This window comes from Nocardioides sp. J9 (genome assembly GCF_007829375.1).
Taxonomy (GTDB): domain Bacteria; phylum Actinomycetota; class Actinomycetes; order Propionibacteriales; family Nocardioidaceae; genus Nocardioides.
Window position 1 is genome coordinate 15,372 of record NZ_VLJQ01000085.1, and the last position, 20,446, is coordinate 35,817.

General features: G+C 74.9%; 15 protein-coding genes and 3 pseudogenes. 11 read left to right on the forward strand and 7 right to left on the reverse strand.

Annotated elements, in window-relative coordinates; genetic code table 11:
• Positions 1 to 22 precede the first annotated feature (22 nt).
• The 5 genes from hutI to hutH are packed head-to-tail and all read right to left on the reverse strand — an operon-like array spanning position 23 to position 6,870.
• Positions 23 to 1,180: an imidazolonepropionase gene (hutI, locus tag L615_RS14385; RefSeq protein ID WP_145725519.1), complete on the reverse strand. Its 1,158-nt coding sequence runs from the start codon at positions 1,178 to 1,180 to the stop codon at positions 23 to 25.
• Positions 1,177 to 2,430 (reverse strand): formimidoylglutamate deiminase, encoded by a 1,254-nt coding sequence (locus tag L615_RS14390; protein WP_145725520.1) that lies wholly within the window; start codon positions 2,428 to 2,430, stop codon positions 1,177 to 1,179. The genes hutI and L615_RS14390 overlap by 4 nt, the downstream gene beginning before the upstream one ends.
• Positions 2,427 to 3,620, reverse strand: a complete 1,194-nt coding sequence (locus L615_RS14395; RefSeq protein ID WP_028657041.1) for an allantoate amidohydrolase — start codon at positions 3,618 to 3,620, stop codon at positions 2,427 to 2,429. Before L615_RS14395 ends, L615_RS14390 begins: the two co-directional genes overlap by 4 nt.
• Positions 3,620 to 5,329, reverse strand: coding sequence for a urocanate hydratase (gene hutU, locus L615_RS14400; protein WP_145725521.1), 1,710 nt, complete (start codon positions 5,327 to 5,329; stop codon positions 3,620 to 3,622). The genes L615_RS14395 and hutU overlap by 1 nt, the downstream gene beginning before the upstream one ends.
• On the reverse strand, positions 5,326 to 6,870 hold the full coding sequence (hutH, locus tag L615_RS14405) for a histidine ammonia-lyase (protein ID WP_145725522.1): 1,545 nt from the start codon (positions 6,868 to 6,870) through the stop codon (positions 5,326 to 5,328). The genes hutU and hutH overlap by 4 nt, the downstream gene beginning before the upstream one ends.
• Positions 6,871 to 6,967: 97 nt before the next feature.
• On the opposite strand from hutH, the gene L615_RS14410 reads away from it, so the two are divergent.
• Positions 6,968 to 7,726, forward strand: coding sequence for an IclR family transcriptional regulator (locus tag L615_RS14410; RefSeq protein WP_145725523.1), 759 nt, complete (start codon positions 6,968 to 6,970; stop codon positions 7,724 to 7,726).
• Positions 7,727 to 7,745: 19 nt separating this feature from the next.
• On the opposite strand, the gene L615_RS14415 is transcribed toward L615_RS14410, so the two are convergent.
• Positions 7,746 to 9,248, reverse strand: a complete 1,503-nt coding sequence (locus tag L615_RS14415) for an N-6 DNA methylase (RefSeq protein ID WP_145725524.1) — start codon at positions 9,246 to 9,248, stop codon at positions 7,746 to 7,748.
• A 60-nt stretch (positions 9,249 to 9,308) separates the two neighbouring features.
• Here L615_RS14415 and L615_RS23370 point away from each other — a divergent pair.
• The 9 genes and pseudogenes from L615_RS23370 to L615_RS14445 form a co-directional block, all read left to right on the forward strand.
• A pseudogene (locus L615_RS23370) lies at positions 9,309 to 10,616 on the forward strand (nicotinate phosphoribosyltransferase); the annotation flags it as partial.
• Positions 10,608 to 11,216 carry an isochorismatase family protein gene (locus L615_RS24760; RefSeq protein ID WP_157514990.1) on the forward strand — a complete coding sequence of 203 codons (609 nt, stop codon included), beginning with the start codon at positions 10,608 to 10,610 and terminating at the stop codon, positions 11,214 to 11,216. The pseudogene L615_RS23370 and the gene L615_RS24760, both read left to right, overlap by 9 nt.
• A gap of 74 nt (positions 11,217 to 11,290) precedes the next feature.
• Positions 11,291 to 11,773: pseudogene (locus tag L615_RS24765) on the forward strand (NUDIX domain-containing protein); the annotation flags it as partial.
• 278 nt (positions 11,774 to 12,051) lie between these two features.
• A pseudogene (locus tag L615_RS24305) lies at positions 12,052 to 12,159 on the forward strand (ArsR/SmtB family transcription factor); the annotation flags it as partial.
• A 66-nt stretch (positions 12,160 to 12,225) separates the two neighbouring features.
• Positions 12,226 to 12,384, forward strand: coding sequence for a hypothetical protein (locus L615_RS24310; RefSeq protein WP_261376708.1), 159 nt, complete (start codon positions 12,226 to 12,228; stop codon positions 12,382 to 12,384).
• Entirely contained in the window at positions 12,381 to 12,923 is a 543-nt protein-coding gene (locus L615_RS23380) for an SRPBCC family protein (protein ID WP_186449875.1), read from the forward strand. Before L615_RS24310 ends, L615_RS23380 begins: the two co-directional genes overlap by 4 nt.
• A complete protein-coding gene (locus tag L615_RS23385) occupies positions 12,920 to 13,486 on the forward strand; it encodes a TIGR03086 family metal-binding protein (RefSeq protein ID WP_186449876.1) in 567 nt (188 codons plus the stop codon). Before L615_RS23380 ends, L615_RS23385 begins: the two co-directional genes overlap by 4 nt.
• Positions 13,487 to 13,542: 56 nt before the next feature.
• A complete protein-coding gene (locus L615_RS14440) occupies positions 13,543 to 13,896 on the forward strand; it encodes a TfoX/Sxy family protein (protein ID WP_028657034.1) in 354 nt (117 codons plus the stop codon).
• 22 nt (positions 13,897 to 13,918) lie between these two features.
• Complete coding sequence (locus L615_RS14445; RefSeq protein ID WP_145725526.1) at positions 13,919 to 15,184, forward strand: MFS transporter; 1,266 nt, start codon at positions 13,919 to 13,921, stop codon at positions 15,182 to 15,184.
• Position 15,185: 1 nt separating this feature from the next.
• Here L615_RS14445 and L615_RS14450 read toward each other — a convergent pair whose 3' ends face one another.
• Complete coding sequence (locus tag L615_RS14450; protein WP_145725527.1) at positions 15,186 to 15,854, reverse strand: class F sortase; 669 nt, start codon at positions 15,852 to 15,854, stop codon at positions 15,186 to 15,188.
• A gap of 58 nt (positions 15,855 to 15,912) precedes the next feature.
• On the opposite strand from L615_RS14450, the gene L615_RS14455 reads away from it, so the two are divergent.
• Positions 15,913 to 20,412 (forward strand): ATP-dependent helicase, encoded by a 4,500-nt coding sequence (locus L615_RS14455; RefSeq protein WP_145725528.1) that lies wholly within the window; start codon positions 15,913 to 15,915, stop codon positions 20,410 to 20,412.
• Positions 20,413 to 20,446: the final 34 nt, after the last annotated feature.

The following is a 20,446-nucleotide window of genomic DNA, read 5'->3' on the forward strand; positions in this document are numbered from 1 at the left end:
GGGACCATCCTGCCGCCGTACCTCAGCGGGAAACCAGTGTCTTCGCGACGAGCGGCACGCCCGGCCGGTAGGCGAGGTGGACGTGCGAGGGCGCGTCCAGGACCACGAGGTCGGCGCGGCTGCCGGGGAGGAGCCGGCCGACGTCGGTGCGGTCGAGGGCGGCCGCTCCCCCGGCGGTCGCCGCCCACACCGCCTCGGAGGGCGTCATCCCCATCTCCCGCACCGCCAGGGCGATGCAGAACGGCAGCGAGCTGGTGTAGCAGGAGCCCGGGTTGCAGTCGCTGGCGATGGCGACGGTGACCCCGGCGTCGAGGAGCCGGCGGCCGGACGGGTAGGGCTGGCGGGTGCTGAACTCCACGCCCGGCAGCAGGGTGGCGACCGTGCCGGCCTCGCGCAGGGCGTGGACGTCGTCGGCGCTGAGGAAGGTGCAGTGGTCGACCGCGACCAGGCCGAGCTCGGCGGCGAGAGCGGCGCCCGGCCCGTGACCGAGCTGGTTGGCGTGCAGCCGGCCGCGCAGCCCGGCAGCCTCCCCGGCGCGCAGGATCGTGCGGGCCTGGTCGGCGTCGAAGGCGCCGCGCTCGCAGAAGACGTCGATCCAGCGGGCGTGCGGGGCTGCGGCCTCGAGCATCGGCCCGGTGACGAGGTCGACGTAGCCGCCGGGGTCCTCGGCGTGCTCGGGCGGGACGACGTGGGCGCCGAGGAAGGTGGTCTCGTCGGTGAAGCCGCGGGCAATGCGCAGCGCGCGGGCCTCGTCGTCGACGGTCAGGCCGTAGCCGGACTTGATCTCCACGGTGGTGGTGCCCTGGCGCCGCATCTCCTCGACGTGGCGGGCCACGCCGGCGGCGAGGTCCTCGTCGGAGGCGGCCCGGGTGGCGGCGACGGTGGTGCGGATGCCACCGGCGGCGTACGCCTCCCCCGCCATCCGCGCGCGGAACTCCTGGGCGCGGTCGCCGGCGAAGACGAGGTGGCTGTGGCTGTCGACGAAGCCGGGCAGCACGGCCCGGGCCCCGACGTCGACGACCTCGTCGGCTGCCGGGGCGTCGGCAGCGTCCCCGACCCACGCGACGCGGCCGTCCTCCACGACGAGGGCCGCGTCGGTGCGCAGGCCGAGCAGGTCGTCGGCGGACGGGTCGTTGGTGACCAGCTCGCCGATGTTGGTCACGAGGGTGCTCGCACTCATGACCACAGCCTCCCCACCGCGGCGGCGAGGGCGCGGCCGATGCGGGCGTGGTCGCCGTCGAAGACGACGCGCCCGCTGGCGACGACGTGGGTGACGTCGGCGGCCGTGGCGGCGAAGACGGCCGTGTGCTCGTCGGCCCCGGTGCCGGCGGTGCGGGGCGTCGTGAGGTCGAGGGTGACCAGGTCGCCGGGCTCGCCGACGGCGATCCGGCCAGCGGTCCGGGCGAGCAGGTCAGCGGCGGCGAACCGGCCGCGCGTGATCGAGGCGAGCCGTTCGTCCATCTCCCAGGCGCGCAGCTCCTCGAACGGGTCGACGACCGCCTGGCTGTCGCTGCCGATGGTGATCGGCACGCCCGCGTCGGCGAGCGCCCGCGCCGGCCCGATGCCGTCGCCGAGGTCGCGCTCGGTGGTCGGGCAGAGGCTGACCCCGGTGCCGGTCTCGGCGAGCAGGGAGATGTCGGCCTGCGTGAGGTGGGTGGCGTGCACCGCGGTGGTGCGCGGGCCGAGCGCACCCGCCTCGGCGAGCAGCTCGACCGGGGTGAGTCCGTACGCCGCGAGGCAGGCCTCGTTCTCGGCGGGCTGCTCCGAGACGTGGGCGTGCAGCGGCTTCCCCTCCGTCGCGGCGACGAGCGTCGGCATCGCCTCGCGGGGGACGGCGCGCACGGAGTGGATCGCACCGCCGACGTCGTCGTGGCGGATCGCGGCGACCCGCTCGGCCCACGCGTCGGCGTCGCGGTCGGCGAAGCGCCGCTGCGGTCCGGCGAGCGGCTCGCCGATGCCACCGGCGAGGTAGCAGGTGTCGACCAGCGTCAGGCGGATCCCCGTGGTCTCGGCCGCGGCGACGAGGGCGTGGCCCAGTGCGTTCGGGTCGTCGTACGGCGTGCCGTCGGGCTGGTGGTGGACGTAGTGGAACTCGCAGACCGAGGTGTAGCCCGCTGCGAGCATCTCGGCGTAGGTCGCACGGGCGAGCTCGAAGCAGGTGTCCGGGTCGAGACGGGCCGCGGCGGCGTACATCTGCTCGCGCCAGGTCCAGAAGGTGCCGCTCCCCCGCTGGGTGCGCCCGCGCAGCGCGCGGTGGAAGGCGTGGCTGTGGGTGTTGGCGAAGCCGGGCAGGGTCAGCCCGCGCAGCGGCGTGGCGGTGCGGGTGGCGTCGACCTCGACGCTGGTGAAGACGCCGTCCTCGATCTCGACGCGGACCGTGTCGCGCACGGCGCCGTCGACCCACGCTTTCTCCAGCAGGTACGACGTCACGAGACCAGCCTCGTCAGTGCGGTCGCGAGCGCGTCGACCCCGGCCAGGCAGTCGGCCGCCTCGGCGGACTCGTGCGGCGAGTGGGACACCCCGGTCGGGTTGCGGACGAAGAGCATGGCGCTGGTGATGCCGGCGGCCTGCAGGATCCCGGCGTCGTGGCCGGCCTGCGTGGGCAGGACCGGGACGCCGCCGAGGGCGTCGGCGAGGTCGTCGCGCAGCGCGGGGTCGAAGGCGACCTCGCCGCTGACGGACTCGGCGGTCACCTCGATGCCGGTGCCGTCGCGGTGGGCGCGCTCGGTGGCGAGCTTGTCGATCGCGCCGACTAGTGACCGCAGCATCGTGGTGCTCTCGGCGCGGGCGTCGAGCCACGCGGTGACCCGCGACGGCACGGCGTTGGTGCCGTTGGGCTGCACCTCGACACGACCGAAGGTCGCGCGCTGCCCCGACAGGCGGGCCTGCTTGTTGGCGGCCAGCGCGGTCATCGCGTAGGTGAGCATCGGGTCGGCGCGGTCCTCCATCCTGGTGGTTCCGGCGTGGTCGGCGCGGCCGGTGAAGTCGTAGCGGTAGCGCCCGTGCGGCCAGATCGCGCTGCCGACGCCGACGGCGGCGTCGTGGTCGACGAGGGCACGGCCCTGCTCGACGTGCAGCTCGACGTAGGTCTCGACACCGTCGAGCAGCCGGGACCCGCCGTCCTCACCGCCCGCGACCACGTCGCCGAGGCGCACGCCGTCGCGGTCCGTGAGCTCACGCGCCTGCTCCCAGGCGGTGGCGCCGAGCGCCAGCCGCGAGCCGAGGCAGGCCAGCCCGAAGCGGGAGCCCTCCTCCTCGACGAAGGCCGCGACCCCGAGGCGGCGGGCCGGCTGCACACCGTCGGCGCGCATCCGGTCGATGGCGGCGAAGGAGGAGACGACACCGAGCGGGCCGTCGTACGCACCGCCGTCGAGGACGGAGTCGAGGTGGGACCCGGTCAGCACCCGCGGCGCGTCGGCCGGTCCCCACCAGGCGACGAGGTTGCCGAAGGGGTCCTCCTCCACGGCGAGGCCGCGGTCGGCCGCCGCGGAGCGGAACCACGCGCGCAGCTCGAGCTCGGCGGCGTGCCAGGGCTGGCGGAAGTAGCCGCCGGTGGACGAGGAGCGGCCGATGGGCGCGAGGTCGCGCCACATCTGCTCGAAGTCGGATCCCTGCACCATCAGCCCTCCTGCGCGGGGATCCGCACGCCGCGCTCGCGCGCGACCTCTGCGGCTCGGTCGTAGCCAGCGTCGACGTGGCGGATGACGCCCATGCCCGGGTCGTTGGTCAGCACGCGCTCGATCTTCGCAGCAGCCAGGTCGGTGCCGTCGGCGACGCACACCTGGCCGGCGTGGATGGACCGGCCCATGCCGACGCCGCCGCCGTGGTGGATCGACACCCAGGTCGCACCGGAAGCCGTGTTGACCAGCGCGTTGAGCAGGGCCCAGTCGGCGATCGCGTCGGAGCCGTCGAGCATCCCCTCGGTCTCGCGGTAGGGCGAGGCGACCGAGCCGCAGTCGAGGTGGTCGCGGCCGATGACGACCGGGGCCGTGAGCTCGCCGGTGCGGACCATCTCGTTGAACTTCAGCCCGGCGAGGTGGCGCTCGCCGTACCCGAGCCAGCAGATGCGGGCCGGGAGGCCCTGGAAGTGCACGCGCTCCTGGGCCATGGTGATCCACTTGCGCAGCCGCTCGTTCTCCGGGAAGAGCTCGAGGATCGCCTTGTCGGTGGCGGCGATGTCGGCCGGGTCGCCGGAGAGCGCGGCCCAGCGGAAGGGACCCTTGCCCTCGCAGAAGAGCGGGCGGATGTACGCCGGCACGAACCCGGGGAACTCGAACGCACGGTCGTAGCCGCCCTTGCGGGCCTCGTCGCGGATCGAGTTGCCGTAGTCGAAGACCTCGGCGCCGGCGTCCTGGAAGCCCACCATCGCCCGCACGTGCGCGGCCATCGAGGCCTGCGCCTCCTTCGTGAACCCGGCCGGGTCGGCCTCGGCGCGCTGGTGCCACTCCTCGAACGGGACGCCGAGCGGGAGGTAGGACAGCGGGTCGTGCGCCGAGGTCTGGTCGGTGACGACGTCGATCGGGGCGCCCATCTCCAGCAGGCGGGGGAACACCTCGGCGGCGTTGCCGAGGACGCCGATCGACAGCGGGCGCCGCGCGTCGCGGGCGGCGACGGCAAGCTGGAAGGCGTGCTCGAGGGAGTCGGCGCGGACGTCGAGGTAGCGGTGCTCGATGCGGCGCCGGATGCGGGAGTCGTCGACGTCCACGCAGATCGCGACGCCGTCGTTCATGGTCACGGCGAGCGGCTGCGCGCCGCCCATCCCACCGAGCCCGGCGGTGAGCGTGATCGTCCCGGCGAGCGTGCCTCCGAAGCGCTTGTCCGCGACGGCGGCGAAGGTCTCGAAGGTGCCCTGCAGGATGCCCTGGGTGCCGATGTAGATCCAGGACCCGGCGGTCATCTGGCCGTACATGGTGAGCCCGAGCTCCTCGAGCCGGCGGAACTCCTCCCAGTTGGCCCAGTCACCGACGAGGTTGGAGTTCGCGATGAGCACGCGCGGCGCCCACTCGTGGGTGCGCATCACGCCGACGGGCTTGCCACTCTGGACGAGCATCGTCTCATCGGGCTCGAGGTCGCGCAGCGTGCGGACCAGGGCGTCGTAGGCATCCCAGCTGCGGGCGGCCTTCCCAGTGCCGCCGTACACGACCAGGTCCTCGGGACGCTCGGCGTTCTCGGGGTCGAGGTTGTTCATCAGCATCCGCAGCGGGGCCTCGGTCTGCCAGCACTTCGCCGACAGGGTGGTGCCGGTGGGGGCGTGGATGGGCAGGCGGGGGTTGGGCCGGCTGGACTGGCTGGCCCGGCTGGGCTGGCTGGCCTGGTGCTGGGTGGTCATGCGAGGTCTCCGATCACTGCGGCGACCGCGGCGGTGACGGCGCGGCCGGTGACGAGCTGGTGGGCGGTGTCGATCTCGGGGGCGAGGAAGCGGTCGGGGCCGGGGCCGCCGACGCCGCGCTCACGCAGGAGCGAGACGACCGCGGCGGTCGCCGGGCTGGGGGCGAGCGGCGCGCGCAGGTCGAGCGCACGGGCGGCGGTCGTCAGCTCGATCGCGAGCACCCGGGCGAGGCCGTCGACCGAGCGGCGCAGCTTGCGGGCGGCGGACCAGCCCATGGAGACGTGGTCCTCCTGCATGGCGCTGCTGGGGATCGAGTCGACGCTGGCGGGGGCGGCGAGGCGCTTGAGCTCGGAGACGACGGCGGCCTGGGTGTACTGCGCGATCATCAGGCCGGAGTCGACCCCGGGGTCGTCGGCGAGGAACGGCGGCAGGCCGTGGTTGCGGGCCTTGTCGAGGAAGCGGTCGGTGCGCCGCTCGGCGATCGACGCGACGTCGGCGGCGACGATCGCGAGGAAGTCGAGCACGTAGGCCACCGGCGCCCCGTGGAAGTTGCCGTTGGACTCCACCCGCCCGTCGTTGGCCAGCACGACGGGGTTGTCGACGGCCGACGACAGCTCGCGGGCGGCGACGGTCGCGGCGTGGGCGACGGTGTCGCGGGCGGCGCCGTGGACCTGCGGCGAGCAGCGCAGGGAGTAGGCGTCCTGCACCCGGTTGCAGTCGGGGCCGCGGTGCGAGGCGACGACGCCGGAGTCACGCAGCAGTGCCGTCAGGTTGGCCGCGGACAGCGCCTGTCCCGGGTGCGGGCGGATCGCCTGCAGCTCGGGCGCGAACACCCGGTCCGTGCCGAGCTGGGCCTCGACCGACATCGCGGCGGCGACGTCGGCGACGCGGAGCAGGTCGGTGAGGTCGTGGATCGCGAGCACGAGCATGCCGAGCATGCCGTCGGTGCCGTTGATCAGGGCCAGGCCCTCCTTCTCCTGCAGCTCGACCGGTGCGAGGCCGGCGGCGGCGAGGGCGGTCGCGGCGTCGGTGAGCTCGCCGTCGGCGGTGCGGACCGGCCCCTCGCCCATCAGCGCGAGCGCGCAGTGGGCCAGCGGGGCGAGGTCGCCGGAGCAGCCGAGCGAGCCGTACTCGTGGACCACCGGCGTGATCTGGTGCGTGAGGAGCGCGGCGAGCAGCTCAGCGGTCTCGCGTCGTACCCCCGTGTGGCCGGTGGCCAGGGTCGAGAGGCGCAGCAGCATCAGTGCGCGGACGACCTCGCGCTCGACCTCGGGACCGCTGCCGGCGGCGTGGGAGCGGACCAGGGAGCGCTGCAGCTGCGTGCGCAGCTCCGGCGCGATGTGCCGGGTCGCGAGGGCTCCGAACCCGGTCGAGACCCCGTAGTGCGGCGTCGGCGAGGACGCCAGGTCCTCGACCACCGCACGGGCCTTGTCGATCGCCGCCAGCGCCTCGTCGCTGAGCACCACTCCGGCGCCACCGCGGGCGACCGCCACCACGTCCTCGAACGACACCGCACCGGTGCCGACCGTCACCATCTCCATGACTCTGATTCCACCGCCCGGGGCTGGCGGCGGCCAGCAGGATCCGCGAGGATGTGTCTCGGATCCGAGACACTGGGCGAGGCACTGGGGAGGTGTGATGAGCCAGGTCCCCGCGGCGAGCCGTGCCCTGCGCGTGCTCCGCTTCCTGGCCGCCCAGCCGGAGCCCGTGCCCGGCGACCGCATCGCCCGTGAGCTCGGCATCCCGCGGTCGACGACCTACCACCTGCTGGCCGCGATGGCCGAGGAAGGCTTCGTCGTCCACCTGCCCGACGACCGGGCCTACGGCCTGGGCGTCGCGGCGTTCGAGGTCGGCAGCGGCTACACCCGGCAGGCGCCGCTGCAGCGGATCGCCCGCCGCCCGCTCGCCACCCTCGTCGACCGCACCGGGCACTCCGCCCACCTGGCGGTGCCGCACGGCCGGGACGTGCTGTACGTCGTCGAGGAGCGGGCCCCCGGCCGACCGCCCCTGGTCACCGACGTCGGCGTGCGGCTGCCCTCCCACCTGACGGCCAGCGGCCGGGCGATCCTCGCCCACCTGCCGGCCGCGCAGGTCCGCGCGCTCTACCCCGACCGCTCGGCCTTCGTCGACCGCACCGGCGTCGGCCCCGGCTCCCCCACCGCGCTGCGCGCCGTGCTCTCCGAGACCCGCCGCCGCGGCCACGCCACGGAGGACGGCGAGGTCACCGCGGGCATGGCCAGCGTCGCCGCCGCCGTCCTCGACCACAACGCCCTGCCCGTCGCCGGCGTCGCCGTCACCTACCCCTCGGACGAGGTCTCCGGCCGCCGCCACGAGGACCTGGCCGCCGCGGTCGTCGCCACCGCCTCCACTTTGACCCGCCGCCTCCACGGCCGCTGACACCCGCGAGGTGCGCGGTTCAGGACGGCGCGCCGCGGCGGGAGGGAGTGGTGAGGCGGTCGGTCCACCAGGCGAGGGACTCGTCGGTGCCGACGTAGGCGGTGGTCATCACGCGGGCGGTGGCGGCGAGGAGGGCGGGGCGGTCGGCGGCGGCAGCGTGCTGCGCCTGCCGGGCAAGCTCGGCGCCCTCCGCCCAGGCCGCCGGGTCCGTCGGGAGCGGGAGGGCGGCGAGCTGGCGGGCGCTGACCTTGACCGAGCCGGGGGTCAGGCCGGTGCCGAGGTAGCGGGCCGCGGCGTGGGCCACGACCGGCGGGGCGAGGGTGACCGCGAGCAGGCGCCACAGGTCGGCTGGGTCGTGCGGGACGACGCTGAGCACCGGGACCGACGGCAGCCAGGCACCGGCCTCGTCGACCACGGCCTCGACGACGCGGCCCTGGGACGCCACGAGGAGCTTGGGCACGAGGCGGGCGTCGGCCCACGCGGCGAGCGTGCCGTCGGCGCGCAGGGCGGCGAGGTCGACCGACGGGACGTCGTACCCCCGGCGCGCGAAGCGGGTCGGCGCCCGCCCCCACCGGCTCTCCGCCGGGTCGATCAGCCCGCTGGTGACCAGCGGCGTGCCCGAGGGGTCGTCGCGGACGAAGGGGACGAGGCCGTAGTACTGGTCGCGGAAGTCGGCGGTGCAGGTGGCGAGGTCGCCGACGGCTCCCGCACCGTCGGGCAGGTGCACCGCGGGGATGCCGAAGGCCGGTGCCGCGAGGGTGCCCCAGCCGTCGGGGTCGGTCGCGGGCACGGACACCGGACGCCGACCGACACGCACGACCGGGACGCAGGTGAGCACCGGCGTGCCCTCGAAGACCGGCTCCGGCGAGCACCAGAAGTCGACGACGGCACCCTTCCCGGTGACGGCAGCCCGCACCGGACCGGCGTCCCGGGCGGCGAGGACGGAGAGCGGCTGGACCATCGCGACCACGCCGCCGTCCTCGACCAGGTCGAGCGAGCGGTGCAGGAAGACCGCACTGGTGTCGGTGTACGCGCCGAGGCCGCGACGGCTCGCCTCCGACTGCCCGGCGGTACGACGGCGGAGCTGGCCGAGGAACGGCGGGTTGCCCACGACGGCGGCGAACCGGCGCCCGGCCCACGCCTCGAGGCCGTCCGCGACGACGACCTGGGCGGCGATCTGCTCGGCGGGGACCGTCGGGTCCTCGGCCGCGAGCCGCTCACGGGCGATGCGCACGGCGTCGGCGTCGAGGTCGGAGCCGTGGACCGCGGCGACGCCGACCCGCCGGGCGGCGGCGACGAGGAAGTGGCCCGCGCCGCACGCCGGGTCGAGCACCGGGGCGCCCGGGGCGAGGCCGTCGAGCGCGCGGTCGAGCACCCACTCCACGAGGGCGGGCGGGGTGTAGAAGGCGCCTCGTCGGCGGCGTTCCTCGCGTCGCGCAGCGAGGCCCTGCTCGTGCGCCTCCGCCGCCTCCGCCGCCCGGCGGCGCGCGTCGGGCTCGTGCGAGTCGTGCGCGCCCAGCATGATGGCAAAGGTAGGGCACACCTGTTATAGTCACTTTGACTACAACATCGAGGAGCTGCGATGGACCGCACGGGACTGCTGACAGACCGCTACGAGCTCACCATGCTCGACTCCTTCGTGCGGGACGGGAGCGTCGACCGGCCGGCCGTGTTCGAGGCCTTCGCCCGCCGGCTGCCGGAGGGCCGTCGCTACGGGATGCTCGCCGGCCTGGGCCGCCTCCTCGACGCGATCGAGGCGTTCACCTTCAGCGAGGACGACGTCCGCTGGCTGCAGGAGGAGGGCGTGGTCGGCGACGAGACGGCCGCCTGGCTGCGGGACTTCCGGTTCCGCGGCGACGTCGACGGCTACCGCGAGGGTGACCTCTACTTCCCCGGCAGCCCGGTGCTCGCGGTCAGCGGCACGCTCGGCGAGTGCCTCGTCCTGGAGACGATCGTGCTGAGCATCCTCAACCACGACACCGCGGTGGCCAGCGCGGCTGCCCGGATGGTCGACGCCGCGCGGGGCAAGCCGATCATCGAGATGGGTGGTCGTCGTACGCACGAGGAGGCGGCGGTCGCCACGGCACGGTCGGCCTACGTCGCCGGCTTCGCCACGACCAGCAACCTGGCCGCCGGGCGGCGCTACGGCATCCCCACCGCCGGCACCGCGGCCCACGCCTTCACCCTGGCGCACGCGACCGAGGCCGACGCCTTCCGCAGCCAGGTCGAGGCGCTCGGCGTCGGCACCACGCTGCTCGTCGACACCTACGACATCCCGCAAGGCATCCGCACCGCCGTCGAGGTCGCCGGCACCGGGCTCGGCGCGGTCCGCCTCGACTCCGGCGACCTGGCCGAGGAGTCCTACAAGGCGCGGCTGCTGCTCGACGAGCTCGGTGCGACCGGCACGAAGATCGTGGTCACCAGCGACCTCGACGAGTTCGTCATCTCGGCGCTCTCCGACGCCCCGATCGACGGCTACGGCGTCGGCACCCGGGTCGCGACCGGTTCGGGACACCCGACGGCGAGCATGGTCTACAAGCTCGTCGCCATCGCCGACGGCGACGGCCAGCCGCTGCGGCCGGTGGCGAAGAAGTCGAAGGACAAGGCGTCGGTGGGCGGGCGCAAGCACCCCTACCGCGAGTACGACGACCGCGGGATACTCCGCGCCGAGTACTTCACCGGCCAGGACGCTCCCCCACCCGGCCCCGCGGCGCGGCCGGTCCAGGTCCCCCTGGTCCGCAGCGGCGAGGTCGTGCACCGGCCCTCGCTCGACGAGGTCCGCACCTTCGCCGCCGCCACCCTCGAGAGCCTCCCGGCCGAGGCACGCAGCGTGGCCGCCGGGACGCCGTACCTGACCACCGAGCTGAGAGAGGACACCGCCATGGAGAGCACGACCACCGCGACCGGGGCCGCCACCCGCGCCCTGATCGTCGTCGACGTCCAGAACGACTTCGTCGAGGGTGGCTCCCTCGGGGTCGACGGCGGGCGCGAGGTCGCCGGCCGGATCAGCGCCCACCTCGCCGACCACGCCGCCGACTACGCGGTCATCGCCGCGTCGCGCGACTGGCACCACGCCGACGACAGCAACGGCGGGCACTTCCACCAGCCCGGCGAGGAGCCGGACTTCGTGACCACCTGGCCGGTCCACTGCGTGCAGGGCCAGCCCGGCTCGGACTACGCACCGGAGCTGGAGACCGGCGCGGTCACCCACCACGTCGTCAAGGGCATGGGCGTGCCGGCGTACTCCGCCTTCGAGGGCGTCACCGACGCCGGGGAGCGGCTGGTCGACGTGCTCCGCGACGCGGGGGTGACGACCCTCGACGTCACGGGGATCGCCACCGACTACTGCGTCCGCGCGACCGCGCTCGACGCCCGCGAGGCCGGCTTCGACGTCCGGCTGCTGGCCGGGCTGCACGCCGGCGTCGCGCCGGAGACCTCGGCCGCGGCCCTCGACGAGATGGCCAGCGCCGGCGTGGAGGTGCAGCGGTGAGCACCCACGAGCACCCGCCGTTCGCCGTAGCGGTCGACCTGGCGATCTTCACCATCCGCGACGGGGCGCTGGCGGTGCTGCTGGTCGAGCGCGGCGAGGAGCCCTTCGCCGGGTCGTGGGCGCTGCCGGGCGGTTTCGTCGAGCCGGACGAGGACGCCGAGCAGGCGGCCTGGCGCGAGCTGCGGGAGGAGACCGGGGTCGAGCGCTTCCCCGGCCACCTCGAGCAGCTGCGCACCTACTCCGCCCCCGACCGCGACCCGCGGATGCGGGTGGTCTCGGTGGCCCACGTCGCCCTCGCGCCGGACCTGCCGGAGCCGCAGGCCGGCACCGACGCGGCGGACGCCCGGTGGTGGGTGGTCGACGACGTGCTCGACGCCGAGGTGGACGGACCGGTGCTGGCCTTCGACCACCGCCAGATCCTGCTCGACGCGCGCGAGCGGGTGAGGGCGAAGCTCGAGTACACGACGCTCGCGACCGAGTTCGTCTCCGAGCCGTTCACCCTGCCGGAGCTGCGCCGGGTCTACACCGCGGTGTGGGGCACTCCCCCGGACCTCGGGAACTTCCGCCGCAAGGTGCTGGGCACCGACGGCTTCGTCGTCCCGACCGACGCGCGGGGCGAGGCGACCGAGGCCGGCGCTGCTCTACCGCCGCGGACCGGCCCGCACGGTGCAGCCGCCGATGGTGCGCAGCTGAGACCAGCGCTCGGCCCGACGTTGGTCAACCAGGTGGTTGCCAAGCGTGGGGCCGTGCGCGTTTACTCAACCGTGTGGTTGAGCAAGACGACCGGCTGTCACGGATCTTCGGGGCCCTCGCCGACCCGCTCCGCCGCGACCTGGTGGCCCGCCTGGCCGCCGGCGACGCGACGGTGGGCGAGCTCGCCGCGCCGTACGACGTGTCCCTCCAGGCCGTCTCCAAGCACCTCAAGGTGCTCGAGGAGGCCGGGCTGGTGCGCCGCAGCCGCGACGCCCAGCGCCGGCCGGTGCACCTGGAGGCGGAGGTGTTCGACCTCATGACGAAGTGGATCCAGCGCTACCAGCAACAGGCCGAGGAGCGCTACCAGCGGCTCGACGCGCTGCTCGACCGCATGCAGGGCCGCGACGACACCCACGGCACCACCGACGACACCACCGGCCAGACCGCCGACCGACAGCGAGGAGCAGCAGGATGACCACCACCACCCCCACCCGCATCGGCAACGACCCGCGCACGACCATCGAGGCCGACCCCGACGTCCCGACCGTCCGCATCGTCCGCGAGTTCGACGCCCCGCGCGAGCTCGTCTACCGCGCGCACGTCGACCCCGACCTGGTCCGGCAGTGGATGGGCCCGCGCTCGATCGACATGGCCATCGAGGTCTGGGACATGCGCACCGGCGGCGAGTACCGCTACACCGCCACCCGGGACGGCGAGGAGGTCGCCCACTTCTACGGCGCCGTCCACCGCGTCGAGGAGAACGCGAAGATCGTGCAGACCTTCGGCTTCGAGGAGATGCCCGAGGCCGTCAGCCTCGACACCCTCCTCTTCCGCGAGCTGCCCGGCGGCCGCACCCGCCTCGAGGCGCCGTCGGTGGTCTACGACTTCGAGTCCCGCGCCGGCATGCTCGCCAGCGGGATGGAGACCGGCGTCATCGAGGGGTACGACGCCCTCGACGAGGTCCTCGCCGCGCTCGCCGGCGCACCCACCGACGCCGGCGCGGGACCGCAGTGATCCCCGACGACCCCGCCGCGGAGCACCGCGCGGTCGCCGGCACCTTCGGTGACCGGGTCCGCGGCGTCGCCGACTGGGACGCCCCGGCCCCGGTCGACGGGTGGCGGGCCCGCGACGTGGTGCGCCACCTCGTCGAGTGGTTCCCCGCCTTCCTCGCCGACGGCTCCGACCTCCGGCTCCCCGCCGTCGCCCCCGTCGACGACGACCCGGTCGCCGCCTGGGAGCAGCACGCCGCGGCCGTCCAGGCCGTCCTCGACGACCCCGCCAACGCGGACCGGACCTTCGCCCACCCCCGGCTGCCCGAGCTGCCGCTCCCCCGGGCGGTCGCGCAGTTCTACACCGCCGACGTGTTCATGCACACGTGGGACCTCGCCCGCGCCACGGGCCAGGACGACACCCTCGACCCCGCCAGGTGCGAGCAGCTGCTGCGCGGCATGGAGCCGATGGACGACGTGCTGCGCCGCAGCGGTCAGTACGGTCCGCGGGTGCCGGTCCCCGACGACGCGCCGTGGCAGGACCGGCTGGTCGGGTTCATCGGGCGCGACCCGGCCTGGCGACCCTGACCCCGCTGCCGGAAACCCGGTCGAACGATGTCGGTGGCGGCGCCTAGCCTGCTGGCATGGCGTACGACGACGAGCTGGCCGGGCGGCTCCGCGACCTCCTCCACGAGGAGTCGGCGGTCACCGGCCGCGAGCTGCGCGAGAAGCGGATGTTCGGCGGCCTGGCGTTCCTCGTCGACGGCAACATGGCGCTCGCCGCGAGCAGCGCCGGCGGGCTGATGGTCCGGGTCGACCCCGACCACGGAGAGCAGCTCGTGACGACCACCCCGGCACGGCCGGTGGTGATGCGCGGGCGGCCGATGCGCGGCTGGCTCGAGGTCGACCACGCCGACCTGGCCGACGACGACGTGCTGGCCGGGTGGGTGCGCCGCGGTGCGTCGTACGCCGCCACGCTGCCGGCGAAGGCGAAGTGAGCCGGGCGGTGGTGGTGCCGGCATGAGGACGTTCTGGGCTGCCCTCCCCACGGAGGGGCGGTGGCTGCTGTCGACGGTCGCGATCCAGACTCTGGGCCGTGGCCTGACCCTGCCGTTCACGCTGATCTACCTGCACGAGGTGCGCGGCTTCGACCTGGGCCTGTCCGGCACGTTGATGGCGCTGATCGCGGTGGTCGGCCTGCTCGTCACCGGCCCGGGTGGCGCGATGGTGGACCGCTACGGCGCGCGGGCGATCCTGATCGCCGGCATCAGCGCGATGATCCTCGGCAACGTCGTCCTGGCCTTCGCGACGACACCGCTGGTGGCGGGCATCGCGCTGGTGCTGATCGGTTTCAACTTCGGCGTCTCGTGGCCGGCGTTCAACGCGCTGATCGCCGCCGTGGTCTCCGGCGACCTGCGCCAGCAGTACTTCGGGATCAACTTCGCGCTGGTCAACCTCGGCATCGGGGTCGGTGGCATCGTCGGCGGGATCTTCGCCAACGTCGACCGACCGGGCACCTTCACCGCGATCTTCCTCGGCGACGCGATCTCGGGGCTGGTGCCGATGGCGCTGCTGCTCGGGCCGCTGCGCCACGTCCACGGCAGGGCGGAGGCGCCCGCCGATGGCAGTGACGCTCCCTCGGTCGGCTACCTGGCGATCCTGCGGCAGCCCGCGGTGCGCTGGCTGACGGCCCTGACCTTCGTCGCGATGTTCATCGGCTACGGCCAGCTCGAGGCCGGCCTGCCCGGTTTCGCCCGCCAGGCCGCGGAGGTGTCGACGCGCACCGTCGGCCTCGCGTTCGCGGTCAACACGGCCGTGATCGTGCTGCTGCAGTTCACCGTGCTCAACCGCATCTCCGGGAGGCTGCGCACGCGGGTGATGGTGGTGATGGCCATGATCTGGGCCGGCGCGTGGGGCCTGCTCGGCGTGGCCGGGGCGGTGCCGGGCGGGGCGATTGCAGTGATGGGCGTGCTGGGCTTCATGGCGGTCTTCGCGTTCGGCGAGACGCTGCTGCAGCCCACGGTGCCGGCGATGAACAACGACCTCGCGTCCGACCACACCCGCGGCCGCTACAACGCGATCAGCGCCGCGGCCTTCCAGGGCGGGGCGATCACCGGTCCGGTCGTCGCCGGCTTCCTGCTCCACCACGACCTGTGGACGGTCTACGTCGCGCTGATGGTCCTCGGCTGCGTCGCGATCGCGTTCATGGCCGGCGTGCTCGAGCGGCACGTGCCGGAGGCCGCCAACGGCCGGTTGCCGGCCGCGCCGGCCGAGGTCACGCCCTGACTCAGGCCGCCCGGTCGGCGGGCCGCGACCGGTCGACCCGGTCGGCGAACCACAGCGTGCGGTGGGACCAGTCCCCCGGCCCGCGGCGCTCGCCGGAGCACACGACGATCACGACCTGCGGCGGGCCGTCGGTGGCCGACCACCCCGGGTAGCCGTCCTCGACGCGCACCTCCACCCGCTCCGAGACCCGGTAGCAGGCGAGCTGGCCATCGCCCTCGAGGCGCAGCTGGTCGCCCACCTGCAGCTCCTCGAGCAGCGTGTTGCCCATCGCCGCACCGTTCGGCCACGTGTGGGTGTTGAGCAGCACGTGCCCCTGCGCCGAGCCAGGCTCGACGCCACCGAGGTCCCACGCGAAGTTCCGGTTGTCGGAGTGCGGCAGGACACCCGGCACGTTGTCGGCGTCGCGCGGCACGCCGATCACCTCTGCCCGTCGTACGACGCCGGGCACGCTCAGCCGGGTCGGCACGAAACCCGCCTCGGCCTGGCGCTCGCAGGGGTCCGGCCGCGGCGTCGGGGTGGGCGTCGGTGTCGGTGCCGGTGTCGTCGGGGCGGGAGTGGGTACTGCGGCCGGCGGCGCGTCGTCGTCGTGTCCGAGCCACCAGAGCCCGAGCGCGACGACGAGCGCGCCGACCAGCGCGGTGATCACGACCACGCGACGTCTGTCTCCCACGCACCCATTGTGCGCCGGACGGGCGGGCGTTGTCGGTGGAGTGCGACAGGATGACGACGTGACCGACCCCCTTGCCGCGTTCAGCGAGCCGACCCGGACCTGGTTCCGTGCGGCCTTCGCCGAGCCGACCGCTGCCCAGGCCGGCGCCTGGGACGCGATCGGGCGGGGCCGGCACACCCTGGTCGTGGCCCCGACCGGCTCCGGCAAGACCCTCAGCGCCTTCCTCGCCGGCATCGACCGGCTGCTGACGACGCCGCCGCCCGACGACCGGCTGCACCGCACGCGGGTGCTCTACGTCTCCCCGCTCAAGGCGCTGGCCGTGGACGTCGAGCGCAACCTGCGCGCCCCGCTGACCGGCATCCGGCAGACCGCCGAGCGGCTCGGCGGCGACCCCCCAGCGGCGCTGCAGGCCGTCGAAACGGTCGGCATCCGCTCCGGCGACACCGCGGCGGCCGACCGCCGCAAGCTCGCGACCAAGCCGCCGGACGTGCTCATCACGACGCCGGAGTCGCTCTTCCTCATCCTGACCAGCCAGGCACGCGAGACCCTGCGCGGCGTCGAGACGGTGATCATCGACGAGGTGCACGCCGTCGCCGGCACCAAGCGCGGTGCCCACCTCGCGGTGAGCCTGGAGCGCCTCGACACCCTGCTCCCCCGCCCGGCCCAGCGCGTCGGGCTGTCGGCGACCGTGCGCCCGACCGAGGAGGTGGCGCGCTTCCTCGGCGGTGCCGCCGCGGTCGAGATCGTCGCCCCGCCGGCCCACAAGGAGTGGGACCTGCGGGTCGAGGTGCCGGTCGAGGACATGACCGAGCTCGGCCAGGTGGTCGAGGACGACGACCCGACCGCACCGCCGGCCCGGGCCAGCATCTGGCCGCACGTCGAGCAGCGGGTGGCCGAGCTCATCGGCGAGCACCAGTCGACGATCGTGTTCACCAACGGCCGGCGCACGGCCGAGCGGCTGACCGCCCGGCTCAACGAGATCGCCGCCGAGGCGACGGCGGAGGGGGTGTCCCCACCGGCCGAGATCATGGCGCAGTCCGGGGCCGCCGCCGGCGCCCCGCCGGTGCTCGCCCGGACCCACCACGGGTCGGTGTCGAAGGAGCAGCGCGCCCTCGTCGAGGACGACCTCAAGTCCGGTCGGCTCCCGTCCGTCGTGGCCACCAGCAGCCTCGAGCTCGGCATCGACATGGGTGCCGTCGACCTGGTCCTGCAGATCGCGTCCCCGCCCAGCGTCGCCAGCGCCCTGCAGCGCGTCGGCCGCGCCGGGCACCAGGTCGGCGAGACCTCCCGCGGCGTCTTCTTCCCCCAGCACCGCGGCGACCTGGCCCCGGCCGCGGTCGCGGTCGCCCGGATGCGCACCGGCGGCATCGAGGCGCTGCGCGTGCCGACCAACCCCCTCGACGTGCTGGCCCAGCAGGTCGTGGCGGCGGCCGCGGTCGACGAGTGGGACGTCGACGAGCTCTACGACGTCGTCCGCCGCAGCGCCCCCTACGCCCAGCTGCCCCGCTCGGCCTACGACGCGGTGCTCGACCTGCTGTCCGGGCGCTACCCCAGCGACGAGTTCGCCGAGCTCCGCCCGCGCATCACCTGGGACCGGGTGACCGGGAAGATCTCCGGGCGCCCCGGCGCCCAGCGGCTCGCCGTCACCAGCGGCGGCACGATCCCGGACCGCGGCCTCTACGGCGTGTTCCTCGCCGGCGAGGGGAGCAACCGCCGCGTCGGCGAGCTCGACGAGGAGATGGTCTACGAGAGCCGGGTCGGCGACGTCTTCGCCCTCGGCGCGACCAGCTGGCGCATCGAGGACATCACCCGCGACCAGGTGATCGTCACCCCGGCCCCCGGCGTGCCCGGGCGCCTGCCGTTCTGGAAGGGCGACGCCGCCGGCCGTCCGACCGAGCTCGGCGAGGCGATCGGCGCGTTCACCCGCGAGCTCGCTGCCCTGCCCGACCAGCAGGCCGAGGCCCTGGCCCGCGAGGTCGGGCTCGACACCAACGCCGCCGCCAACCTCGTCGCCTACCTGCGCGAGCAGCTCGAGGCGACGCGGGTGCTGCCCAGCGACAGCACCGTCCTGGTCGAGCGCTTCCGTGACGAGCTCGGTGACTGGCGGATCGCGGTCCACTCGCCCTACGGCACGGCCGTGCACGCGCCGTGGGCGCTGGCGATCAACGCCCGGCTGCGGGAGCGCTTCGGCGTCGACGGGCAGGCGCTCGCCTCCGACGACGGCATCGTCATCCGCATCCCCGACACCGACGCCGAGCCGCCGGGCGCCGACCTGATCTCGTTCGAGCCCGACGAGATCGAGGAGATCGTGACCCGCGAGGTCGGCGGCTCCGCGCTCTTCGCCGCCCGGTTCCGCGAGTGCGCCGCCCGGGCGCTGCTGCTCCCGCGCCGCGACCCCGGCCGTCGCTCGCCCCTGTGGCAGCAGCGGCAGCGTGCCGCGGCGCTGCTCGAGGTCGCCGCACGCTACCCGTCCTTCCCGATCGTGCTCGAGACCGTCCGCGAGGTGCTCAACGACGTCTACGACCTGCCGGGCCTGACCGGCCTGCTGCGCCGCGTGGAGCAGCGCGCGGTCACGGTGACGGAGGTCGAGACGACCCAGCCGTCGCCGTACGCCCGGACGCTGATGTTCGGCTACGTCGCGCAGTTCGTCTACGAGGGCGATTCCCCGCTGGCCGAGCGGCGCGCCGCTGCGCTGACCCTCGACCAGGGCCTGCTCGCCGAGCTGCTCGGACGGGCCGAGCTGCGCGAGCTGCTCGACCCCGACGTGCTCGCCGAGGTCGAGGCCGAGCTGCAGCGCACCATCCCCGACCGGCGCGCCCGGGACGCGGAGGGCGTGGCCGACCTGCTGCGCCTGCTCGGCCCGCTCACCGTCGCCGAGGTCACCGCCCGCAGCTCGGAGGGGGCGGCGGTCGAGGAGTGGCTCGCCGACCTCCAGACCGCTCGTCGTGCCGTCCCGGTGCGGATGGCCTACGGCGAGGCGTGGGCCGCCGTCGAGGACGTGGGCCGGTTGCGCGACGGCCTCGGCGTCCCGGTGCCGCCCGGCACCCCCGCGGCGTTCGCCGAGCCCGTCGAGGACCCGCTGTCCGACCTCGTCGGCCGCTACGCCCGCACCCACGGCCCGTTCACCGTCGAGCAGGTCGCGACCCGCCTCGGCCTCGGCGCTGCCGTCGTGCGGCACACCCTGCAGCGGCTCGAGGGCCAGGGCCGGGTGCTCAGCGGCGAGTTCCGCCCCGTGGGTGCCGGCGAGGAGTGGTGCGACGCCGAGGTGCTGCGCCGGCTCCGGCGCCGCTCCCTGGCGCGACTGCGGCACGAGATCGAGCCGGTCGAGCCGACCACCCTCGCGAGGTTCACCGCCGCGTGGCACGAGATCACCACGAGCCGCGGGCCGCGCGGCGTCGACGGGCTGCTGCGCACCGTCGAGCAGCTGGCCGGCGCCGCCGTCCCGGCCAGCGGCCTGGAGTCCCTGGTGCTGCCCGCGCGGGTGCGCGACTACGAGCCGTCCCTGCTCGACGAGCTCACCGCCACCGGGGAGGTCGTGTGGGCCGGCCACGGCGCCCTGCCCGGCAGCGACGGCTGGGTCTCCCTGCACCTCGCCGACCAGGCCCACCTGACGCTGCCCGAGCCCGGCCCGGTCGAGGACCCGCTCCAGCAGCGCGTGCTCGACGTCCTCTCCCCCGGTGGCGCGTGGTTCTTCCGGCAGGTGTCCGACCAGGTCGCCCGGGCGTGCGTCGCCGACGGTGACGCGCCGCCCTCCGACGAGGCGGTCAGCGCTGCACTGTGGGGGCTCGTGTGGAGCGGCCACCTCACCAACGACACCCTCGTCCCCCTGCGGGCGCTCACCCGCAGCGGTCGCGGAGCCCACCGCACCCGCCGGGCCGCCGCCCGGCCCGGCCGGGCCGCCCGCACCGGGCCGCCCGAGACCGCCGGCCGCTGGTCGGTCCTGCCCGAGGTCGACCGCGACCCGACCCGACGCGCGCACGCCTTCGCCGAGCAGCTCCTCGAGCGCCACGGCGTGGTCACGCGCGGCGCCGTCGTCAACGAGCGGGTCCCCGGCGGGTTCGCCGCGGTCTACAAGGTGCTCAGCGCGTTCGAGGAGTCCGGGCGCTGCCGACGGGGCTACTTCGTGGAGGGCCTCGGCGCCGCCCAGTTCGGCACGGCCGGCGCTGTGGACCGGCTGCGCACCTTCACCGGCGTCGACGACGAGAAGCCGGTCGCAGTCGCGCTGGCCGCCACCGACCCGGCCAACCCCTACGGCGCCGCCCTGCCCTGGCCGGCCACGTCGCGCGGCGAGGACGAGAGCGCCGGGCACCGTCCCGGTCGCAAGGCGGGCGCCGTGGTCGTGCTCGTCGACGGGGCGCTGGTGCTCTACGTCGAGCGCGGCGGCCGCACCCTGCTCACGTGGTCCGACGAGCCGGCGCTCCTCGAGCCTGCCGCCGAGGCGCTGTCGGCTGCCGTGCGCCGCGGCACGCTGGGCCAGCTCACCGTCGAGCGCGCCGACGGTGCCGCCCTGCTCGGCAGCGGCAGCCCGCTGCGCGAGGCGCTGGTCCGTGCTGGTTGAACTGGCCGAGCGCGTCTCCGGCGCGATGATGGGG

Excerpts from the sequence above, each read along its gene's own strand:
- hutI (WP_145725519.1), bottom strand. The coding sequence starts at position 1,180 with ATGAGTGCGAGCACCCTCGTGACCAACATCGGCGAGCTGGTCACCAAC.
- L615_RS14395 (WP_028657041.1), bottom strand. The coding sequence starts at position 3,620 with ATGGTGCAGGGATCCGACTTCGAGCAGATGTGGCGCGACCTCGCGCCC.
- hutU (WP_145725521.1), bottom strand. The coding sequence starts at position 5,329 with ATGACCACCCAGCACCAGGCCAGCCAGCCCAGCCGGGCCAGCCAGTCC.
- hutH (WP_145725522.1), bottom strand. The coding sequence starts at position 6,870 with ATGGAGATGGTGACGGTCGGCACCGGTGCGGTGTCGTTCGAGGACGTG.
- L615_RS14410 (WP_145725523.1), top strand. The coding sequence starts at position 6,968 with ATGAGCCAGGTCCCCGCGGCGAGCCGTGCCCTGCGCGTGCTCCGCTTC.
- L615_RS14415 (WP_145725524.1), bottom strand. The coding sequence starts at position 9,248 with ATGCTGGGCGCGCACGACTCGCACGAGCCCGACGCGCGCCGCCGGGCG.
- L615_RS24760 (WP_157514990.1), top strand. The coding sequence starts at position 10,608 with ATGGAGAGCACGACCACCGCGACCGGGGCCGCCACCCGCGCCCTGATC.
- L615_RS24310 (WP_261376708.1), top strand. The coding sequence starts at position 12,226 with ATGACGAAGTGGATCCAGCGCTACCAGCAACAGGCCGAGGAGCGCTAC.
- L615_RS23380 (WP_186449875.1), top strand. The coding sequence starts at position 12,381 with ATGACCACCACCACCCCCACCCGCATCGGCAACGACCCGCGCACGACC.
- L615_RS14440 (WP_028657034.1), top strand. The coding sequence starts at position 13,543 with ATGGCGTACGACGACGAGCTGGCCGGGCGGCTCCGCGACCTCCTCCAC.
- L615_RS14445 (WP_145725526.1), top strand. The coding sequence starts at position 13,919 with ATGAGGACGTTCTGGGCTGCCCTCCCCACGGAGGGGCGGTGGCTGCTG.